Below are 16,944 nucleotides of genomic sequence, written 5' to 3' on the forward strand. Positions count from 1 at the left end.
GATCCACGATCCGACATGCCGGATACCGGATCCGACGGCTCGTACGCGGCCGACTTCCGTCCCACCCACGTCGTCCCCCGCGGCGGCCTCTCCACCTGGCAGGCGCCGGACCCGGCGTATCCGACCGTGCCGCTGGACGCCTTCCTGCCGGTGCGGCTCATGGAGCGGGCCGGCGACTGGGGGCGGGTGCTCTGCTCCAACGGCTGGTCGGCGTGGGTGGACGCGCGGCTCCTGGTGGCGGTCCCTGACGACCCTCCGGCCGCCGGCTCGGCGCTGTCGCGCACGGCCGACCCGCGTCCGCTCATCGCCCGCGCCGAGGACGCCGTCGGGCGCTACCGGCGGGCGGTGGAGGAACTGGCGGCGGGCCGGGCCGACGGGGAGACGTTCCGGCGGCGCACCCGGGGACTCCGGGTCGGGATGGTCGTCGACGGCGAGTCCGTCTGGCTGTACGACGCGGAGCACGAGCGCTGGGTCCACTCCGACGGGGCGGGGCTGACGACGTACGCGGCGCGGCCGCCGAAGGCGCCCGTCGCGTACGAGCCGACGCAGGTGGTGCCGCAGGCGGACGAGGCCTCCGCCCCGCCGCCCACGCAGTTCGTGAACCGGCCGCCCGACACGGACGGTGAGGGCTGATGGCGGGCGGGGCCGGGGACTCCGGGCTCCCGGCGGGGCGGCCTTCGGGGCTGGTCGGCCAGGAGATCGCGGGGTACCGGGTGGAGGCGGAGATCGGGCGCGGCGGGATGGCCGTCGTGTACCGGGCTCGGGACCTGCGGCTGGACCGGACGGTGGCGCTGAAGCTGCTGGCGCCGGAGCTGGCCCGCAACGACACCTTCCGCAAGCGGTTCGCGCACGAGTCGCGGGTGGCGGCGTCGATCGACCACCCGCACATCGTGCCGGTCTTCGACGCGGGCGAGACGGAGGGCGTCCTGTACATCGCGATGCGGTACGTGGCGGGCCAGGACCTGGTGGCGCTGTTGGCCCGGGAGGGGCCGCTGCCGGCGGGGACGGCGAGCCGGATCGCGACCCAGGTCGCCTCCGCGCTGGACGCGGCGCACGCGCACGACCTGGTGCACCGGGACGTGAAGCCGGGGAACATCCTCGTCGCGGAGGGAACGGACCGCGACCATCCCGAGCACGTCTATCTCACCGACTTCGGCCTGACGAAGAAGTCGCTGTCGCTGACGGGGTTCACGACGGTGGGCGAGTTCGTCGGCACGCTGGACTACGTGGCGCCGGAGCAGATCTCCGGGAAGCCGGTGGACGGGCGCTGCGACGTGTACAGCCTGGCGTGCGTGGTCTACGAGACGCTCGCCGGGGTGCCGCCGTTCCGCCGGGAGACCGACTGGGCGGTGCTGTGGGCCCAGCAGTACGACCCCCCGCCGCCGCTGGCCGAGCACCGGGCCGGACTGCCGGAGGAGGCGGACGCGGTGTTCGCGCGGGCGCTGGCGAAGACGCCGGAGGAGCGGTACGGGACGTGCCTGGAGTTCGTCGCGGAGCTGCGCGCCGCCCTCGCGCGCGTGCCGGGCGGTGTTCCGGTCACGGGGCAGGGGGCGGGCCTGGGGACCCGGGCCGGACCGTGGGGCGACGACCCGTCCCGGACGTCCGATCCCCCGCCGGAGCCTCCGGCATGGGCGCGGCCGGTCTTCCGACGCCTCTGAGGCGGTGGGCGACGCCGCCGAAACGGCCCCGTGCGAAGCGCCCGCGGCCTCCCTCCGGTCCCTTCCTCGTCACCCCTGGCCCGCGTCCTGCCCCGGCTCGTCCGCGCCCGGCGGGATCTGTCCCCGGTGCCGTACCCCGGTGGCGAGCAGGCCCGCCAGGAAGCCCGCGAGGAGGCCCCACACGAGGGCGAGACCCGCCGTGCGCCAGACCTCGGGGCGGAGCACCACCTCGCCGCCGAGGGCCGCCAGGTCGCCGATGCCGAGGATGGACAGGCCCACCCGGGCCTCGACCAGGGTGAGGGGGGTGATGGCGAGCATGGTGAGGGCGAAGGCGACGCCGACGTGCAGGGCGTGGTGCCAGGGCCGGAAGCGGGCCGGGGAGCGTACGGCGGCGACGAAGGCCGCGGCGAGGACGAGGACGGCGGCGACGGGCAGCAGCCACCAGGCGCGCCCGTCCTGGGCGGCGAGCGAGGGGAGGTCCACCGTGGACAGGTCGGGGCCGTCGCCGCCCCGCAGGACGGTGTCGAGGAGCTGGGGCATGGGGAGGCCGAAGGGCCCGTCGACGCTGCCCTCCCAGGAGCCGCCGATGCCGACGCCGAGGGCGAGCCAGCTGACGTTGGGCAGGCCGAGGAGGAGGACGGCCAGGGTCTCGGCGGCGTGCCCCTTGGTGGCGGCGACGACCAGGCCGACGACGAGGCCGATGGCCACGTAGGCGAGGAGCAGCAGGAGCATCGCCGAGGCGACGGGCCTGACGGCCTCGTGATGGCGGAGCACGCGCGCGGGGAGGGGGCTTCGGCGGGAGACCAGCAGGGCGACCAGGAGGACCCCGAGGATCCACAGGAGGCCGTAGCCGAGGGTGGGTCCGACGAGGGTGCGGAAGCCGACGGTGGGTTCGGCGGCGTCCAGGAGTTCGCCGAAGAGGTCGGTGAGGGGTTCCTGCGGGTCGCCGACGTCGATGGCCAGGCGGAAGTCGTGGCGGGCCACGGCGGAGAGCCCGGCGAGCGCGGCGAGCCAGAGGGCGGTCACGGCGGCGGCGCGGGCCGCGAGGCCCCCTGCCCGGGCCACGGCGTGGTGGCGGAGCGGGCGGAGGAAGACCGCGCCGGTGACGAGCGCGCCGACCAGGGTGACGGTGAGGGGCATGGCGGTGAGTTGGCCCTGGGTGCCGGCCAGGGAGCCGGCCGAGCCGGCGATCTCGACCTGGCCTCCCGCGGCCATGACCACGACGGCGGCGAGGACGGCCGCGAAGCCGCCGGGGAGGTCGGCCGCGCCGGCGGCCCACAGGCCGAGGGCGGCGGTGACCCCCATGGCGAGGTAGCCGGCGACGACGGCGGCGAGGGCCTGGACGGCGACACGGAGCGCCGTGGGGGCGGAGTCGCCGCCGGGAGCGCCACGGCCGGTGGCGGGGGGCGGGGTGGAGGGGAGCCGACTGCTCACTCTGCCCACGCTAGTCCGGCCCGGGCGGCTCCGCCTGCGGATGCGGTCCGTCCGGACCGCCGTCGGGGTGATGCCACCGCGGCGGTGACGCTCCGTGAACACAGGCCCATACGAGGCATCCCTAACCGCATACTGCGCCGCCAAACGGGCTTGCGTCAGCCAATGCAGTAACGCTCCCGTGACGGTACGAGACCACATGCAGGTGTTACATCGTCGTTATAAAGCAAAGTTTTGTCCGTTTTTATTTTACTTTCCCACCCTCGAATCCGTCGGACGATCGGCCGACCCCGGGCACTTCAGCGTCGCGCCATACCACGGGTCACCCTCTCTCCGTAACCCCGCAGGGCGAGGAAGTTCACGGCTGCGCTGGGTAACTTCGGCGCCCATGACCACAGCTCACACAGCACCGGAACACGTCCGGGACGCGGCGCCGGGCTCCGCCCGGGGTTGGACGGTCGGACGGCCACGGGCCGGCGACGGCGCCCAACTCTGGCGGCTCGCGCGGGAGTCCGGGACGCTGGACGTCAACTCCTCGTACAGCTACCTCCTGTGGTGCCGCGACTTCGCCGAGACGTCCGCCGTCGCCCGGGACGAGGACGGCCGCCCGGTCGGTTTCGTGACCGGCTACCTCCGGCCGGACGCGCCGGGGACGCTGCTGGTCTGGCAGATCGCCGTCGACGCCGCGTACCGGGGCCTCGGGATCGCCGGGGCGCTCCTCGACCACCTCTCGGAGCGGGTCGCCGCCGCGCGACCGCTCGACGCCGTCGAGACGACCATCACCCCGGACAACCAGGCCTCGGAGCGCCTCTTCGGTGCCTACGCCCGGCGCCACGGGGCCCGGGTGAGCCGGACGGTGCTCTTCCCGTCCGCCGCGTTCCCCGGCCCCGGCCACGAGGCCGAGGTTCTGCACCGCATCGCCCCGCTGGCCTTTTGAAGCGACCCGGCCGGCCGCTTCACCACCCTCACGCACTGGAGTCCCGCATGACGCTCATCGCCGAGACCGAACCCACCGTCTTCGAGACCGTCGAGTCGGAGGTGCGCAGCTACTGCCGCGCCTGGCCGACGGTCTTCGAACGGGCCACGGGCAGCCGCCTGTTCGACGAGCACGGCCGCCCCTTCCTCGACTTCTTCGCCGGCGCCGGCTCCCTCAACTACGGACACAACAACCCGGCCCTCAAGCGCCCGCTGCTCGACTACCTGGGCGGCGACGGCATCACCCACGGCCTCGACATGTCGACGACGGCGAAGCGGCGCTTCCTGGAGACGTTCCGGTCCGCCGTGCTCGAACCGCGCGCCCTCCCCTACAAGGTGATGTTCCCGGGCCCGACCGGCACCAACGCCGTCGAGGCGGCCCTGAAGCTCGCCCGCAAGGTGACCGGCCGGAAGACGGTCGTCTCCTTCACCAACGCCTTCCACGGCATGTCCCTCGGCTCCCTCGCGCTCACCGGCAACGCCGGGAAACGCGCCGGTGCGGGCGTGCCGCTGGCCCACACCACCCAGATGCCGTTCGACCACTATCTCGGCGGCCTCACCCCGGACTTCCTCTGGTTCGAGCGACTCCTGGAGGACTCCGGATCCGGTCTCGACCATCCGGCCGCCGTGATCGTCGAGACCGTGCAGGGCGAGGGCGGGGTGAACGTCGCCCGCGCCGAGTGGCTGCGCGGCCTCGCGGACCTGTGCCGCCGCCGGGACATGCTCCTGATCGTCGACGACATCCAGATGGGCTGCGGCCGCACCGGCGACTTCTTCTCCTTCGAGGAGGCCGGCATCACCCCGGACATCGTGACCCTGTCCAAGTCCATCAGCGGCTACGGACTTCCCATGTCGCTCTGCCTGTTCCGCGACGAGCTCGACGTGTGGCAGCCCGGCGAGCACAACGGCACCTTCCGCGGCAACAACCCCGCCTTCGTCACCGCCACCGCCGCCCTCGACACCTACTGGCGCGACGGCACCCTCCGCGACCGCACCCTGCGGCGGGCCGCCACCGTCGAGGCGGCGCTCCGCGAGCTCGGTCCGGCGGCCGAGCCGCGCGGCCGGGGGCTCGTGTGGGGCCTGGAGTTCGAGGACGGGGAGCGGGCCCGCGCCGTCTGCCGGCGCGCCTTCGAACTGGGCCTGCTCGTCGAGACGTCGGGGCCGCGCGACGAGGTCGTCAAGCTGCTGCCGCCGCTGACCGTCACCGACGACGAGCTGGACGAGGGCCTCGGCATCCTCGCCCGCGCCGTCCGCCACACCGCCTGAGACCCCCGCGAGAAGGGCCACCGTCATGATCGTCCGCACCTTCGACGAGCTGGAGAACACCGAGCGGCACGTGAGGTCCGCCTCCGGCACCTGGGAGAGCAAGCGCATCGTCCTCGCCCGCGAGCGCGTCGGCTTCTCCCTCCACGAGACCGTCCTGTACGCCGGGACCGAGACCGCCATGTGGTACGCGAACCACGTCGAGGCGGTCGTCTGCACCGCCGGCGTGGCCGAGCTCACCGACCACGAGACCGGGACGACGTACACGATCACCCCCGGCACGATGTACCTCCTCGACGGGCACGAGCGGCACACCCTCCGGGTCGAGGAGGACTTCCGCTGCCTGTGCGTCTTCAACCCGCCGGTGACCGGCCGCGAGGACCACGACGAGAACGGCGTCTACCCGCTGCTGACCGAGCCGGGCGACGCCTGACCCCCGCCCGGACGCCCGCCCCCACCCCGTACGTACGAGAAAGGCCCGCACCGCGATGACCACCGCCCCCGCCCGCCCCGTCGACCCGTACCCCACGCGCGGCACCGAGGAGGCCCTCGTGTTCCGCAAGGAACCCGTCGTCTGGTCCGAGGAGGGCACGCCCGGCCCGTTCTGGCCGCGCGAGCTGGAGAGTTACGACCGCAACGGCTTCTTCGCCGTCGACGCCCTCGTCACCCCGGACGAGGTGACCGAACTCCGCGCGGAGCTCGACCGGCTGGTCAACGATCCCGCGCTCCGCGACGACGAGCGCGCGATCGTGGAGCCGCGTTCCCAGGAGATCCGCTCGGTCTTCGAGGTGCATCGGATCAGCGAGGTGTTCGCCCGACTCGCCGCCGACCCGAGGCTCGTGGACCGGGCCCGGCAGATCCTCGGCTCCGACGTGTACGTCCACCAGTCCCGGATCAACGTCAAGCCCGGTTTCGGCGCCAGCGGCTTCTACTGGCACTCCGACTTCGAGACCTGGCACGCCGAGGACGGACTGCCGCTGATGCGGACGGTGTCCGTGTCGATCGCGCTGACGCCGAACTTCACCACCAACGGCAGCCTCATGATCATGCCGGGCTCCCACCGCACCTTCCTCGGCTGCGCCGGCGAGACCCCGAAGGACAACTACAAGCGGTCGCTGCGGATGCAGGACGCCGGCATCCCCTCGCGGAAGGCGCTCACGACCTTCGCCGAGGCCTGCGGCATCGAGCACTTCACCGGCGACGCCGGATCCGCCGTCTGGTTCGACTGCAACGCGATGCACGGGTCCGGTGACAACATCACCCCCTTCCCCCGCAGCAACGTCTTCCTGGTCTTCAACAGCGTCGAGAACGCACCGGAGCTGCCGTTCGCCGCGCCGGTCCGCCGGCCCTCGTTCGTCGCCGCCCGCGACACCACGCCGATCGGCGGCGCCCCGATCGCCGGCTGACCCGCCCGACGGGCCCCCCTCCCGCTGACGGCGCGCGGCGGCTCACGCGGTCACGGGGCGGATGATCAGGGGCGGAGCCACTGCCCGGCGGGACGGACGGTTGGTCCCCGCCGCCACCCGTGGTTCCCGTTCCGCCGCGCCCGGCCCCTCGCGGTCCGGGCACGGCGTCATTGCGCCACGTCCGTCGGAGCACCCGCCATGCACGGCGCCGGCAGCCTGGAGCGCTCACCGGTACCGGCCCCCGGCAAGGTCACCGCAGGCCGCGACCCGTCAGCGGCCCAGCGCGGCCATCGCCGCGCTGTGGCCCGGGATGCCGCTCACGCCGCCGCCGCGCACCGCCCCCGCGCCGCAGAGCAGGACGTTCGGATGGGCGGTCTCCACGCCCCAGTGGCCCGTCGCGCCGTCGGCGTACGGGAAGGACAGGTCGCGGTGGAAGATGTGACCGCCCGGGAGGCGGAGGTCGCGCTCCAGGTCCCGCGGGGTCTTGGCCTCGATGCACGGCCGCCCGTCGGCGTCGACGGCCAGGCAGTCGGCGATCGGCTCGGCCAGGTGGGTGTCGAGTTCGGCGAGGGTGGCCTTCAGGAGGGCGTCGCGGGCCGCGTCGTGGGCGCCGCCCGCGGGGTCGCGGGGGTCGCCGCCGTGGGCGTCGTCCGCGGGGAAGAGCCGGGCCGGGGTGTGGAGGCCGAACAGGGTCAGGGTCTGGTAGCCGCGGTCGGCGAGTTCGGGGCCGAGGATCGACGGGTCGGTCAGGGAGTGGCAGTAGATCTCCGACGGCGGCGCCTCCGGCAGCCGGCCGGCCGCGGCCTGCGCGTACGCGGCTTCCAACTGGGCGTATCCCTCGGCGACGTGGAACGTTCCGGCGAACGCCCGGCGTGGGTCGACCGCCCGGTCTCGGAGCCGCGGCAGGCGGCGGAGCAGCATGTTGACCTTGAGCTGCGCGCCCTCCGCCGGGGTGGGGGGCGTCTCGCCGAGGAGCTCCGCGAGGGCCTGCGGCGAGGCGTTCACGAGCACGTGGCGCGCGGCGACCGTGCCTTCGCCGTCCCGGGTGCGGAAGGCGACCTCCGCCGTCCGGCCGTCCGTGTCGACGCGGATCGCCTCGTGGCCGGTGACGAGCTCGGCGCCCGCGCGGCGGGCCGCGTCGGCGAGCGCGTCGGTCAGGGCGCCCATCCCGCCCACGGGGACGTCCCAGTCGCCGGTGCCGCCGCCGATGACGTGGTAGAGGAAGCAGCGGTTCTGCGCCAGCGACGGGTCGTGGGCTCCCGCGAAGGTGCCGATGAGGGCGTCGGTCAGGACGACTCCGCGGACCAGGTCGTCGGCGAAGTGCTCCTCGATCGCGGTGCCGATCGGCTCCTCGAACAGCATCCGCCAGGTGGCGTCGTCGTCGACCCTCGCCCGCAGTCCGGCGCGGGTCGGCAGCGGTCCGGTCAGCGTGGGGAAGATCCGTCCGGCCGCCCGCCGGATCCGGCCGTAGAACGCCTCCCACGCCTCGTACTCGCGCTCCGAACCGGTCAGCGCCGCGAAGGACTCGCGGGTGCCGTCCCCGCCGACCAGCAGTCCGGTGGGCCGGCCGCCGCGCACCGCGGGCGTGTACGAGGAGACGGTCCGCTTCCGTACGGCGAAGCGCAGCCCGAGCTCGCGGACGATGGTGTCGGGGAGCAGGGACACCAGATAGGAGTAACGGGAGAGGCGGGCGTCGACCCCGGCGAACGGGCGGGTGGAGATCGCCGCGCCGCCCGTGTTCCCGAGTCTTTCCAGGACGAGGACGGAGCGGCCCGCGCGGGCCAGATAGGCCGCGGCGACGAGGCCGTTGTGACCACCGCCGACGACGACGGCGTCGTACACGTCCCGGGAGAACTCCTGAGCTGCGCGCATGCCCCTTCGTAGCACGGGCCCGCGAGCGGGACCAGAGGCCGCTCGGCCTCGCCGACCGCTCTCCGCGGTCCGGGTGCGGTCCGGGTGCGGAGGCTCCGTCCCGCACTCAGAATGACGCCGAACGGAAGAAAGGGAAAAACGTGACTTCCCACCCGCCGCCGTCCGGCCCTCCGTCGGTCCCGCCCTCCGGTCCGCCCACCGGCCCGCCCTCGGGCCCCCTCTCCGGCGCGGCCACCCGCCCCGGCGTCGCCGGACCCCCGACACCGCCCACACCGCCCGACGACGGGTCGGGCGGCGGGGGCGGCGGAGGCGGAGGCGGCGCCACGCCGGGAGGCGGACACGGCGGCGGGGGCACGCCGTGGTGGCGGTCCGTGCCGAAGGTCGCCGCGCTGGCCGCCGTCGTCGTCGCTGCCGCCGCGCTGACCGTGCTGCTCGTCAGCCGGTCGGACGACAAGGGCGACACGGCCGGTTCCGGCGGCGGGGAGGTGTTCCTGCAGAACGCCTCCGCCTCCGGCCCCGACCCGTTCACCGCGTCGACCGCCCGTAAGGACAGTTCCTCCGGGGCGGCCTCGCTGCCCCCGCGCACCGGCGCGGCCGAGACCGGCACCCCGCGGGTCTCGGGCTCCACGGCCGGCCTGTACGGCGGTACGCGGGAGGCCGCGAGCTGCGACGTGGAGCAGCAGGTGCGCTACCTGGCCGCGGAACCCGCCAAGAACGCGGCCTTCGCCTCGGTCCTCCGCCTCCAGGCGAAGGATGTGCCCCGCTACCTCCGCTCCCTCACGCCGCTCCAGCTCCGGGTGGACACCCGGGTCACCAACCACGGCTACAAGGACGGCTCCGCCACCACCTACCAGGCGGTCCTCCAGGCCGGGACCGCGGTCCTCGTCGACGACCGGGGCGTCCCGCGGGTGCGCTGCGCCTGCGGCAATCCGCTGACCGAGCCGGTGGCCCAGCAGCGGCCGCGCACCACGGGCACCCCGTGGCGGGGCTACAACACCTCGCAGGTCGTGGTCGTGGCCCCGTCGGTGACGGTGGTGAACGTGTTCGTGGTGTACGACCCCGAGCAGGACTCCTGGTTCGCGCGGAAGCAGGGCGACACCGGCCGGCACGACAAGCCGACCCCGCCGCCGCCCCGGCCGACGCCGACGACCACCTCCCCGTCGACGTCGACGTCGTCGCCGTCGGAGACGCCGACCTCCCCGGTGCCGTGCGTGCCGGTGACCGGGGACGAGACGCCGACGCCTCGGCACGGCGTGACGCCGGCGCCGTGCCCGTCGACGCTCTCGCCGACGCAGACGACGCCCCCGCCGTCGACCGACACCACGTCGCCCTCGTCGGAGACGCCGTCGGACTCGCCCTCCGACACCCCGCCGGACAGCCCGGACACCTCCCCGGACGGCGGAACGACGGACGGCACGACCACCGCGACCACCGACGACACCGCCACCACGACGAGCGGCACGACGGACACGACGACGGACGCGACCGACTCGACCACGGACGGGGCCGACGGGGCGTCGTCGTCCTCGGTCTCCGTCTCCCGGCGTCAGCCGGTGGTCTGAGGCTCCGGCGCGGCGGACGGCCGACGGGCGAGGGAGCGGTCCCGCGCCCGCGGGACGCGCGGGACGCGCCGGGCGCGCAGGGCGCGCAGGGCGCGGATCCAGACGCCGAGGGGCAGCGGGCGCGCCGGGCGCTCCTCCGCGTGCCGCTGCCACCGGCGCTCGTCGCGGTCGGTGAAGTGGGTCGTCATGGTCGGACTCCTCTCGGTGCCGGGCGGGCTGGGCCGCAGTGGCCCGGTCTTCCGGGCCACTGGGGGGAGTCTGTAGCCTCATTGGCCTGGACAGCAGAGCCAATGAGGGGTGATTGGCATGACAGAGGGCCGTGTGGTCCACACCGCGGACCGGACCTTGTCGGGCCGCCAGTTGGCCTCGCTGCTGACCCCGCCGCCGGAGGGCCGGTTCGGTTACCGCGAGCTGGCACGGGCGGTACGGGAGGCGCTTCTGGACGGGCGGGTGGCGCTGCGGCTCCGGCTGCCCGCCGAACGGGAGCTGGCGCAGGTCCTGGAAGTGAGCCGGACGACGGTGACGGGGGCGTACGACCTCCTGCGGGAGAGCGGGTACGCCCACAGCCGGCGGGGCGCGGGGACGTGGACGGCGCTGCCGGACGGGCAGGCGCCGATCTCGCTGGGCGTCTTCCCGGACGGTGCCGACGAGCTGATCGACCTGGCGCTGGCGGCGCCGCACGGGCCGCAGGCCGAGCTGGCGGAGGCCCTGGCGGAGGCGGCGGCGGAGCTCCCCCGGTACGCCGCCGCGCCGGGCTACCACCCGTACGGCCTGCCGGAGCTGCGGGCGGCGGTCGCGGAGCGGTACACGGCCCGGGGACTGCCGACGCGACCCGAGCAGATCCTGGTGACGACCGGGGCGCAGCAGGCGCTGTCGCTGGTCCTCGCGCAGTTCGGCCGGCCCGGCGACCGGGTGCTGGCGGAGAACCCCTCGTACACCAACGCCCTCGACGCGATGCGGGGCCGGGGGATGCGCGTGACGCCGGTCCCGGTGACGGAGCACGGCTGGGACACGGGGCTCGTGGAAGCGGCGCTGCGGCAGACGGCGCCCCGACTGGCCTATCTGATCCCGGACTTCCACAACCCGACGGGGCGGCTCATGCCCCGTGAGCAGTGCCGGGAGGTGGCGCGGGCGGCGCGGGCCACGGGGACGTGGCTGGTGGTGGACGAGACGCTGACGGACATGGCGCTCGACGTCCCGGCCCCGGCGCCGTTCGCCGCGGCGGCCGGGTCCGGCGGCGGGGAGCAGATCGTGTCGGTGGGCTCGCTGAGCAAGACCTGCTGGGGTGGGATGCGAGTCGGCTGGGTGCGGGCGTCGGCGCGGGTGGTGACGGAGCTGGCGCGGACCCGGGTGACGGCCGACCTGTCGGGTTCGGTCCTGGACCAGCTGGTGGCGGTGGCACTGCTGCGGAGGTTGGACCCGATCGTGCAGGCGCGCGTGGCGGAGCTCCGGGCGCGGCGCGAGGCGCTCGGCGCGGCGCTGGCCCGGCACCTGCCGGAGTGGCGGTGGGCGGTTCCGCCGGGCGGCATGTGCCTCTGGATCGACCTGGGCCGGCCGGTGGCTTCGCAGCTGGCGGCCCGGGCGCTGCGGCATGGCGTGCGGGTGGAGGGCGGGGCCCGGTTCGGGGTGGACCCCGGAACCCACGAGCACCGGCTGCGGATCCCGTACACGCTGCCGGAGGAGGTGTACGAGACGGCGGCGGAGCGGCTGGCGGCGGCGCTGGAGGGGGCGCCCGGGCGGTTCTCGGATCCGGGACTGCCGGAGTGGGTGGCTTGAGCCGGGGATCGGTTCCCACCTACGGGATGGTGGATCCGAGATCCGAGATCCGAGATCCGGGGTCCTGGATCCACGGTCCGGGTGTACTGGATCCACTGGCCCGAGTGTCCTGGATCCACTAGCCGCGTAGTGGATCCACTATCCGCGTCCGCGTCGAGACGCCGGATATCCGGATGCCGGGCCCCCGGGCATCCGTGTACGGTCCAACGAGTGGAACCGTTGACTGAGAAAGAGATCCGTTCGTCGTTCGTGAACGCGACGAAGGGCGACGCCGCGCGGCTGAAGCTGCCCCTCGACTTCGCCGAGACGCCCTGGGAGCACCTGGACTTCCTGGGATGGGTGGACCCGGGCGCGCCGCTCCGGGCGCACCTGGTGGTGCCCCGCGAGGACGGGCCGCTCGGGGTGACCCTGCGGGTGCCGGCGACGGGCCGGACGAGCGCGGTGAAGACGAGCCTGTGCCAGATCTGCCTGACCGGCCACGCCTCTTCGGGCGTGACGCTGCTGGCGGCCCCGCTGGCCGGCGCACGCGGCCGGGAGGGGAACACGGTCGGCGTCTACATCTGCGCCGACCTGGCGTGCTCCCTCTACCTGCGCGGCAAGCGCGTCCCCAAGCTGCGCGGCCTGCGGCACGAGGAGACCCTCTCGGTGCCGGATCGGGTGGACCGTGCCATGGAGAACCTCGACGGGTTCCTCGCGCGCGTGACCGCGGGCTGAGCCCCGGGGCGGCCCGGCCGGGCCGCCCCCCCGACCCTCGCGGGGATCAGCGGAAGGCCTGCTCGCCGGTGAGCGCCTTGCCGATGACGAGGGAGTGGACCTCACTGGTGCCCTCGTAGGTGAGGACGGACTCCAGGTTGTTGGCGTGGCGCAGGACCGGGTACTCGAGGGTGATGCCGTTGGCACCGAGGATGGTCCGGCACTCGCGGGCGATGGCGATGGCCTCGCGCACGTTGTTGAGCTTGCCCACGCTGATCTGCTCGGGGGTCAGCTCGCCGGCGTCCTTGAGCCGGCCGAGGTGGAGCGCGAGCAGCATGCCCTTGCCGAGTTCGACGGCCATGTCCGCGAGCTTCTGCTGGGTGAGCTGGTAGGAGGCGAGGGAGCGGGCGAAGACGGTCCGGTCCCGCGCGTAGGAGATCGCGGTCTCCAGGCAGTCGCGGGCGGCGCCGAGGGCGCCGAAGACGATGCCGAAGCGGGCCTCGTTGAGGCAGCCGAGGGGGCCAGAGAGACCTCGGGCGTCGGGCAGCACGGCGTCGGCGGGGAGCCGGACGTCCTCCAGGACGAGCTCGGCGGTGACGCTCGCCCTCAGCGACAGCTTCATCTTGATCTCGGGCGCGCTGAAGCCGGGCGTGCCGGCGGGGACGAGGAAGCCGCGGACGCCTTCCTCGGTGCGGGCCCAGACGACGGCGACATCGGCGACGGAGCCGTTGGTGATCCACATCTTGGTGCCGTTGAGGATCCAGTCGGAACCGTCCCGCTTGGCGTTCGTCCGCATGGCGCCCGGGTCCGACCCGGCGTCGGGCTCGGTGAGACCGAAGCAGCCGATGTACTCGCCCGCCGCCATCTTCGGCAGCCACCGCTGCTTCTGCTCCTCGGAGCCGTGCTTCCAGATCGCGTACATCGCGAGCGAGCCCTGGACGGAGACGAGCGAGCGCAGCCCGGAGTCGACGGCCTCCAGCTCCATGCAGGCGAGGCCGTACGCGACGGAGTTGGTGCCCGCGCAGCCGTACCCGTCCAGGTGCATGCCGAGCACGCCCAACCCGCCGAGCGTGCGGGCCAGTTCACGCGCCGGGATCTCGCCCTTCTCGAACCATCCTGCGATGTGCGGGCGCAGCTCCCGGTCGGCGGCGGCACGGACGGTGGCACGGATCTCGCGCTCCTCCGCGCTCAGCAGGCCGTCGACGGCGAGGAGGGCGAGGGGGTGCGTGGCGGTGGACGGCGAGGACTTCACGGGCGGCCTCCTGGCGGCTGTGGCGAGGGTCGTGCTCGGCGTGGCGAGCCGAAGCGTAGCCGCAGATTGGATTTTGGATCCAGTATTGAAAATCCCATCTCCCGGCTCTACGGTCCGGATTGGATCCAATCTCTAACGTCCTGGATCCAGGATCCGAGGTACGGGATCCACCGCACTGGATCCAAGCTCCTGGATCCGAAGTCGCCCCGCAGGGAGCGCGGAATGCCCACGAACCATCCCGCCGGAAGCGAGCCCGCCCCCGAGGCCGACGCCTCGCCCACCGCCCCGCCCGACGCCCCATCCGGCGCCCCGTCCGGAGCCCCGCCCGACGCCCCGTCCGGCGCCCTGTCCGGCATCGTCGTCGCCGATTTCGGGCGGGTGCTCGCGGGCCCGTACATGACGATGCTGCTCGCGGACCTGGGCGCCGATGTGATCAAGATCGAACGGCCGGGGAGCGGCGACGACACCAGGGCCTGGGGCCCGCCGTTCGCGGACGGACAGGCGACGTACTTCCTGGGTGTCAACCGCAACAAGCGGTCCGTCGCCCTCGACCTCGCGGACCCGGAGGACCGGGCGGCGGCGCGGGCGATCGTCGACCGGGCCGACGTGCTGGTGGAGAACTTCCGGCCGGGCACCATGGAGCGCCTCGGCCTGGGCTTCGAGGAGGTGCGCCGGACCAATCCGGGCCTCGTGTACTGCTCGGTGACCGGGTTCGGGACCGACGGCGGTGCCTCGTTGCCCGGCTACGACCTGCTGGTGCAGGCCATGGGCGGGCTGATGAGCGTGACCGGCGAGCCGGGCGGTCGGGGGACGAAGGCGGGGGTCGCGCTCGTCGACGTCATCACGGGGCTGCACGCCGGCTTCGGGATCCTCGCGGCGCTGCGGCACCGGGAGCGGACCGGCGAGGGCCAGCGCGTGGAGGTGTCGCTGCTCGGTTCGCTGCTCTCCGCCCTCACCAACCAGGCCTCCGCGCACCTGGGCGCCGGTGTCGTCCCGCGCGCGATGGGCAACCGGCACCCGAGCATCACCCCGTACGAGGTTTTCGAGGCGCAGGACCGCCCGCTGGTCCTGGCGGTGGGCAACGACCGCCAGTTCCGGGCCCTCTGCGAGCGGCTCGGCCGCCCCGAACTGGCCGTGGACGACCGCTTCGTGACGAACTCGGCCCGGGTCGCCCACCGCGAGGCGCTCACCGCGGAGCTCTCGGGGGCGCTCGGCACGCGCACGGCGGACGCCTGGTTCGAGGAGCTGACCGCCGCCGGCGTGCCCTGCGGCCCGATCAACGACCTGGCCGGCGCCTTCGCCCTCGCCGACCGGCTGGGGCTCGGCGCGCGCGTCCCCGAGGAGGACGCGGGCCCGGGGCAGGTGGCGCACCCGGTCCGGTTCGGCGCGACCCCGCCCGCGTACCGGTCCGCTCCCCCGCGGCTCGGCGAACACACCGACGAGGTCCTGGCCGAAATCAGGCCTGTGGACAACTCGAACGCGGGTCGGTGATCCGTAGGAAGATGACGGCGGTCACACGAGCAACGGCAGGGAGAGGTCGGATCGATGAGCGGAGCGGTGGAGAGGCGACGGCCCCAGACGGCGCAGCAGTTCGTGCTGGAGGAGCTGCGGGGCGCCATCACCAGCGGTGAGCTCCGTCCCGGCGCGCCCATACGACAGGACGCGCTCGCCGCCCGCCTGCAGGTCAGCCGCGTCCCGCTCCGGGAGGCACTCAAGGCACTGGAGGCCGAGGGCCTCGTCGTGCACCACGTCCACCGCGGCTATTTCGTCGCCCAGCTGTCGCTCGCGGACCTGGAGGAGATCTACCGGATCCGCGCCCTCCTGGAGACGGAGGCCGTCGGCCGGTCCCTGGCGCTCCCCCCGGACGGCTTCTACGAAACCCTCGCCGGCATCCAGCGCGAGGTCGAACGCGCGGCGGCGGCCGGGGACGTGACGGCGATGGCCGAGGCCAACCGCCGTTTCCACTTCGCGCTCGTCGAGGCCTGCGGGATGCCGCGGCTGGTCCGCATGATCACCACCCTGTGGGACTCCACGGACGCCTACCGCTCCCTCTACTACACCGACCCCGCCCATCGCTCCCAGGCCGTCCACGAACACCGGGCCGTCCTCGACAGCATCCTGCGGAACGACAGGGCCGACGCCCTCCACCGGCTCGACGACCACCGCGCCCACGCGGTGACGGCCCTCCGCGCCGTACTGCCCCCGCAGGAGGGCTGAACAGGGCGGACGCACCATCCGGGTGCCCCGCCCCGCCCGGCCTTCTACGCTCCGCGCATGGAATCCCACCAGGTGGTCGACGTCGTCGATGTCGAAGCCACCTGCGGGGACGCGCCCCCGCCGCCGGGGGCGGTGAGCGAGATCGGCGAAGAGGGCCGACGAGACCCTCGACAAGGTCGCCGCATGCTGCCGACGAAACTCCGACTCACGACGCCGGCGCGGCAGAGTCAGGAAGACGCCCCGCTGTCATTCCGCAGCACTTTCCGCAGGTTCTCGAGGCTGTCCTCCACCGGGACGTCGAACTTCACCTTCAGCCACAAGATGATCATCCCGCAGCCAGTGGCGAGGTCCGACAGGAGGCGGAGGTAATCTGCCTGGTTCCCGGCGAAGGCGCGGGTCAAGGTCTCCATGCCGTCACTGCTCTGGTCGTGCAGCATGCTGTGGGCCACCTCGGCGACCAGTCTTGCCGCCTCCAGCCCTTCTTCGTGGGCGAAGCGGGCCATGTCGGCGAGGTACTCCCCGGAGCTCCTCTCGTCACGGGTCACGAGTTCCAGCATCAGTACGCTCGCCGATCTGGCGAGTTCCGCACCTAGCCTCAGCAGACGCTTCGTGTCCTGATCGGCGGTGGCCTCGCGGGCCTCGGCCAGAATCAGCCGTCCGGTCGGAAGATCCGCCAGTTGCGCGCGTTCACGGTGGCTGGTGGGATCCAATGAAGCTCGGATGATCTCCATGACGGGCTCGTGTGTCTGTTCGGCCATGCCCTCCATTCTGTCTGCCGGGAAGGCTGCCCCAGACCTGAACGGGAAGTCGTTCCGCCCCGGGGACAAGCGGCCCGGGGC

At 73.7% G+C, this 16,944-nt stretch carries 16 protein-coding genes; 11 read left to right on the forward strand and 5 right to left on the reverse strand.

Annotated elements, in window-relative coordinates:
* The first annotated feature begins 15 nt into the window (after nucleotides 1–15).
* A complete protein-coding gene (locus tag ACFZCF_RS19035) occupies nucleotides 16–633 on the forward strand; it encodes a hypothetical protein (protein ID WP_391287431.1) in 618 nt (205 codons plus the stop codon).
* Complete coding sequence (locus tag ACFZCF_RS19040) at nucleotides 633–1,658, forward strand: protein kinase (RefSeq protein WP_391287432.1); 1,026 nt, start codon at nucleotides 633–635, stop codon at nucleotides 1,656–1,658. The genes ACFZCF_RS19035 and ACFZCF_RS19040 overlap by 1 nt, the downstream gene beginning before the upstream one ends.
* A 69-nt stretch (nucleotides 1,659–1,727) precedes the next feature.
* On the opposite strand, the gene ACFZCF_RS19045 is transcribed toward ACFZCF_RS19040, so the two are convergent.
* The gene (locus tag ACFZCF_RS19045) at nucleotides 1,728–3,092 is read right to left on the reverse strand and encodes a streptophobe family protein (protein WP_391287434.1); all 1,365 of its coding nucleotides are present in this window, start codon (nucleotides 3,090–3,092) and stop codon (nucleotides 1,728–1,730) included.
* A gap of 385 nt (nucleotides 3,093–3,477) precedes the next feature.
* On the opposite strand from ACFZCF_RS19045, the gene ectA reads away from it, so the two are divergent.
* From ectA to thpD, 4 genes are read left to right on the forward strand one after another with little or no spacing between them, the layout of a single operon-like run.
* Nucleotides 3,478–4,026: a diaminobutyrate acetyltransferase gene (gene ectA, locus ACFZCF_RS19050; RefSeq protein ID WP_388444610.1), complete on the forward strand. Its 549-nt coding sequence runs from the start codon at nucleotides 3,478–3,480 to the stop codon at nucleotides 4,024–4,026.
* A 47-nt stretch (nucleotides 4,027–4,073) separates the two neighbouring features.
* A complete protein-coding gene (gene ectB, locus ACFZCF_RS19055; RefSeq protein ID WP_391287435.1) occupies nucleotides 4,074–5,330 on the forward strand; it encodes a diaminobutyrate--2-oxoglutarate transaminase in 1,257 nt (418 codons plus the stop codon).
* Between the two features lie 25 nt (nucleotides 5,331–5,355).
* Nucleotides 5,356–5,760: an ectoine synthase gene (locus tag ACFZCF_RS19060; RefSeq protein ID WP_388444614.1), complete on the forward strand. Its 405-nt coding sequence runs from the start codon at nucleotides 5,356–5,358 to the stop codon at nucleotides 5,758–5,760.
* Nucleotides 5,761–5,815: 55 nt separating this feature from the next.
* On the forward strand, nucleotides 5,816–6,733 hold the full coding sequence (gene thpD / locus ACFZCF_RS19065; protein WP_391287438.1) for an ectoine hydroxylase: 918 nt from the start codon (nucleotides 5,816–5,818) through the stop codon (nucleotides 6,731–6,733).
* Between the two features lie 270 nt (nucleotides 6,734–7,003).
* Here the strand turns inward: thpD and ACFZCF_RS19070 are convergent, their stop codons facing one another.
* Nucleotides 7,004–8,605 (reverse strand): FAD-dependent oxidoreductase, encoded by a 1,602-nt coding sequence (locus tag ACFZCF_RS19070; protein ID WP_391287440.1) that lies wholly within the window; start codon nucleotides 8,603–8,605, stop codon nucleotides 7,004–7,006.
* 371 nt (nucleotides 8,606–8,976) lie between these two features.
* Here ACFZCF_RS19070 and ACFZCF_RS19075 point away from each other — a divergent pair, with 371 nt between their 5' ends.
* Nucleotides 8,977–10,167 (forward strand): DUF6777 domain-containing protein, encoded by a 1,191-nt coding sequence (locus ACFZCF_RS19075; RefSeq protein ID WP_391287442.1) that lies wholly within the window; start codon nucleotides 8,977–8,979, stop codon nucleotides 10,165–10,167.
* Here the strand turns inward: ACFZCF_RS19075 and ACFZCF_RS19080 are convergent.
* Entirely contained in the window at nucleotides 10,152–10,355 is a 204-nt protein-coding gene (locus ACFZCF_RS19080; protein ID WP_391287444.1) for a hypothetical protein, read from the reverse strand. The two genes, ACFZCF_RS19075 and ACFZCF_RS19080, sit on opposite strands and share 16 nt — an antisense overlap.
* Nucleotides 10,356–10,473: 118 nt before the next feature.
* On the opposite strand from ACFZCF_RS19080, the gene ACFZCF_RS19085 reads away from it, so the two are divergent.
* Nucleotides 10,474–11,943 (forward strand): aminotransferase class I/II-fold pyridoxal phosphate-dependent enzyme, encoded by a 1,470-nt coding sequence (locus ACFZCF_RS19085; protein WP_391287446.1) that lies wholly within the window; start codon nucleotides 10,474–10,476, stop codon nucleotides 11,941–11,943.
* A gap of 210 nt (nucleotides 11,944–12,153) precedes the next feature.
* The gene (locus ACFZCF_RS19090; protein WP_388444635.1) at nucleotides 12,154–12,657 is read left to right on the forward strand and encodes an FBP domain-containing protein; all 504 of its coding nucleotides are present in this window, start codon (nucleotides 12,154–12,156) and stop codon (nucleotides 12,655–12,657) included.
* A 46-nt stretch (nucleotides 12,658–12,703) separates the two neighbouring features.
* Here the strand turns inward: ACFZCF_RS19090 and ACFZCF_RS19095 are convergent, their stop codons facing one another.
* The gene (locus ACFZCF_RS19095; protein ID WP_388444637.1) at nucleotides 12,704–13,888 is read right to left on the reverse strand and encodes an acyl-CoA dehydrogenase family protein; all 1,185 of its coding nucleotides are present in this window, start codon (nucleotides 13,886–13,888) and stop codon (nucleotides 12,704–12,706) included.
* Between the two features lie 222 nt (nucleotides 13,889–14,110).
* Between ACFZCF_RS19095 and ACFZCF_RS19100 the strand changes: the two genes are divergently transcribed.
* Both ACFZCF_RS19100 and ACFZCF_RS19105 read left to right on the forward strand, forming a co-directional pair.
* A complete protein-coding gene (locus tag ACFZCF_RS19100) occupies nucleotides 14,111–15,379 on the forward strand; it encodes a CoA transferase (protein WP_391287448.1) in 1,269 nt (422 codons plus the stop codon).
* Between the two features lie 54 nt (nucleotides 15,380–15,433).
* Entirely contained in the window at nucleotides 15,434–16,105 is a 672-nt protein-coding gene (locus tag ACFZCF_RS19105; RefSeq protein WP_388444643.1) for a GntR family transcriptional regulator, read from the forward strand.
* A 227-nt stretch (nucleotides 16,106–16,332) separates the two neighbouring features.
* Here ACFZCF_RS19105 and ACFZCF_RS19110 read toward each other — a convergent pair whose 3' ends face one another.
* Nucleotides 16,333–16,863, reverse strand: coding sequence for a hypothetical protein (locus ACFZCF_RS19110; protein WP_391287451.1), 531 nt, complete (start codon nucleotides 16,861–16,863; stop codon nucleotides 16,333–16,335).
* Between the last annotated feature and the right edge of the window lie 81 nt (nucleotides 16,864–16,944).

Origin of the sequence: Streptomyces sp. NPDC007945 (assembly GCF_042958885.1) — a bacterium.
Lineage (GTDB): Bacteria > Actinomycetota > Actinomycetes > Streptomycetales > Streptomycetaceae > Streptomyces.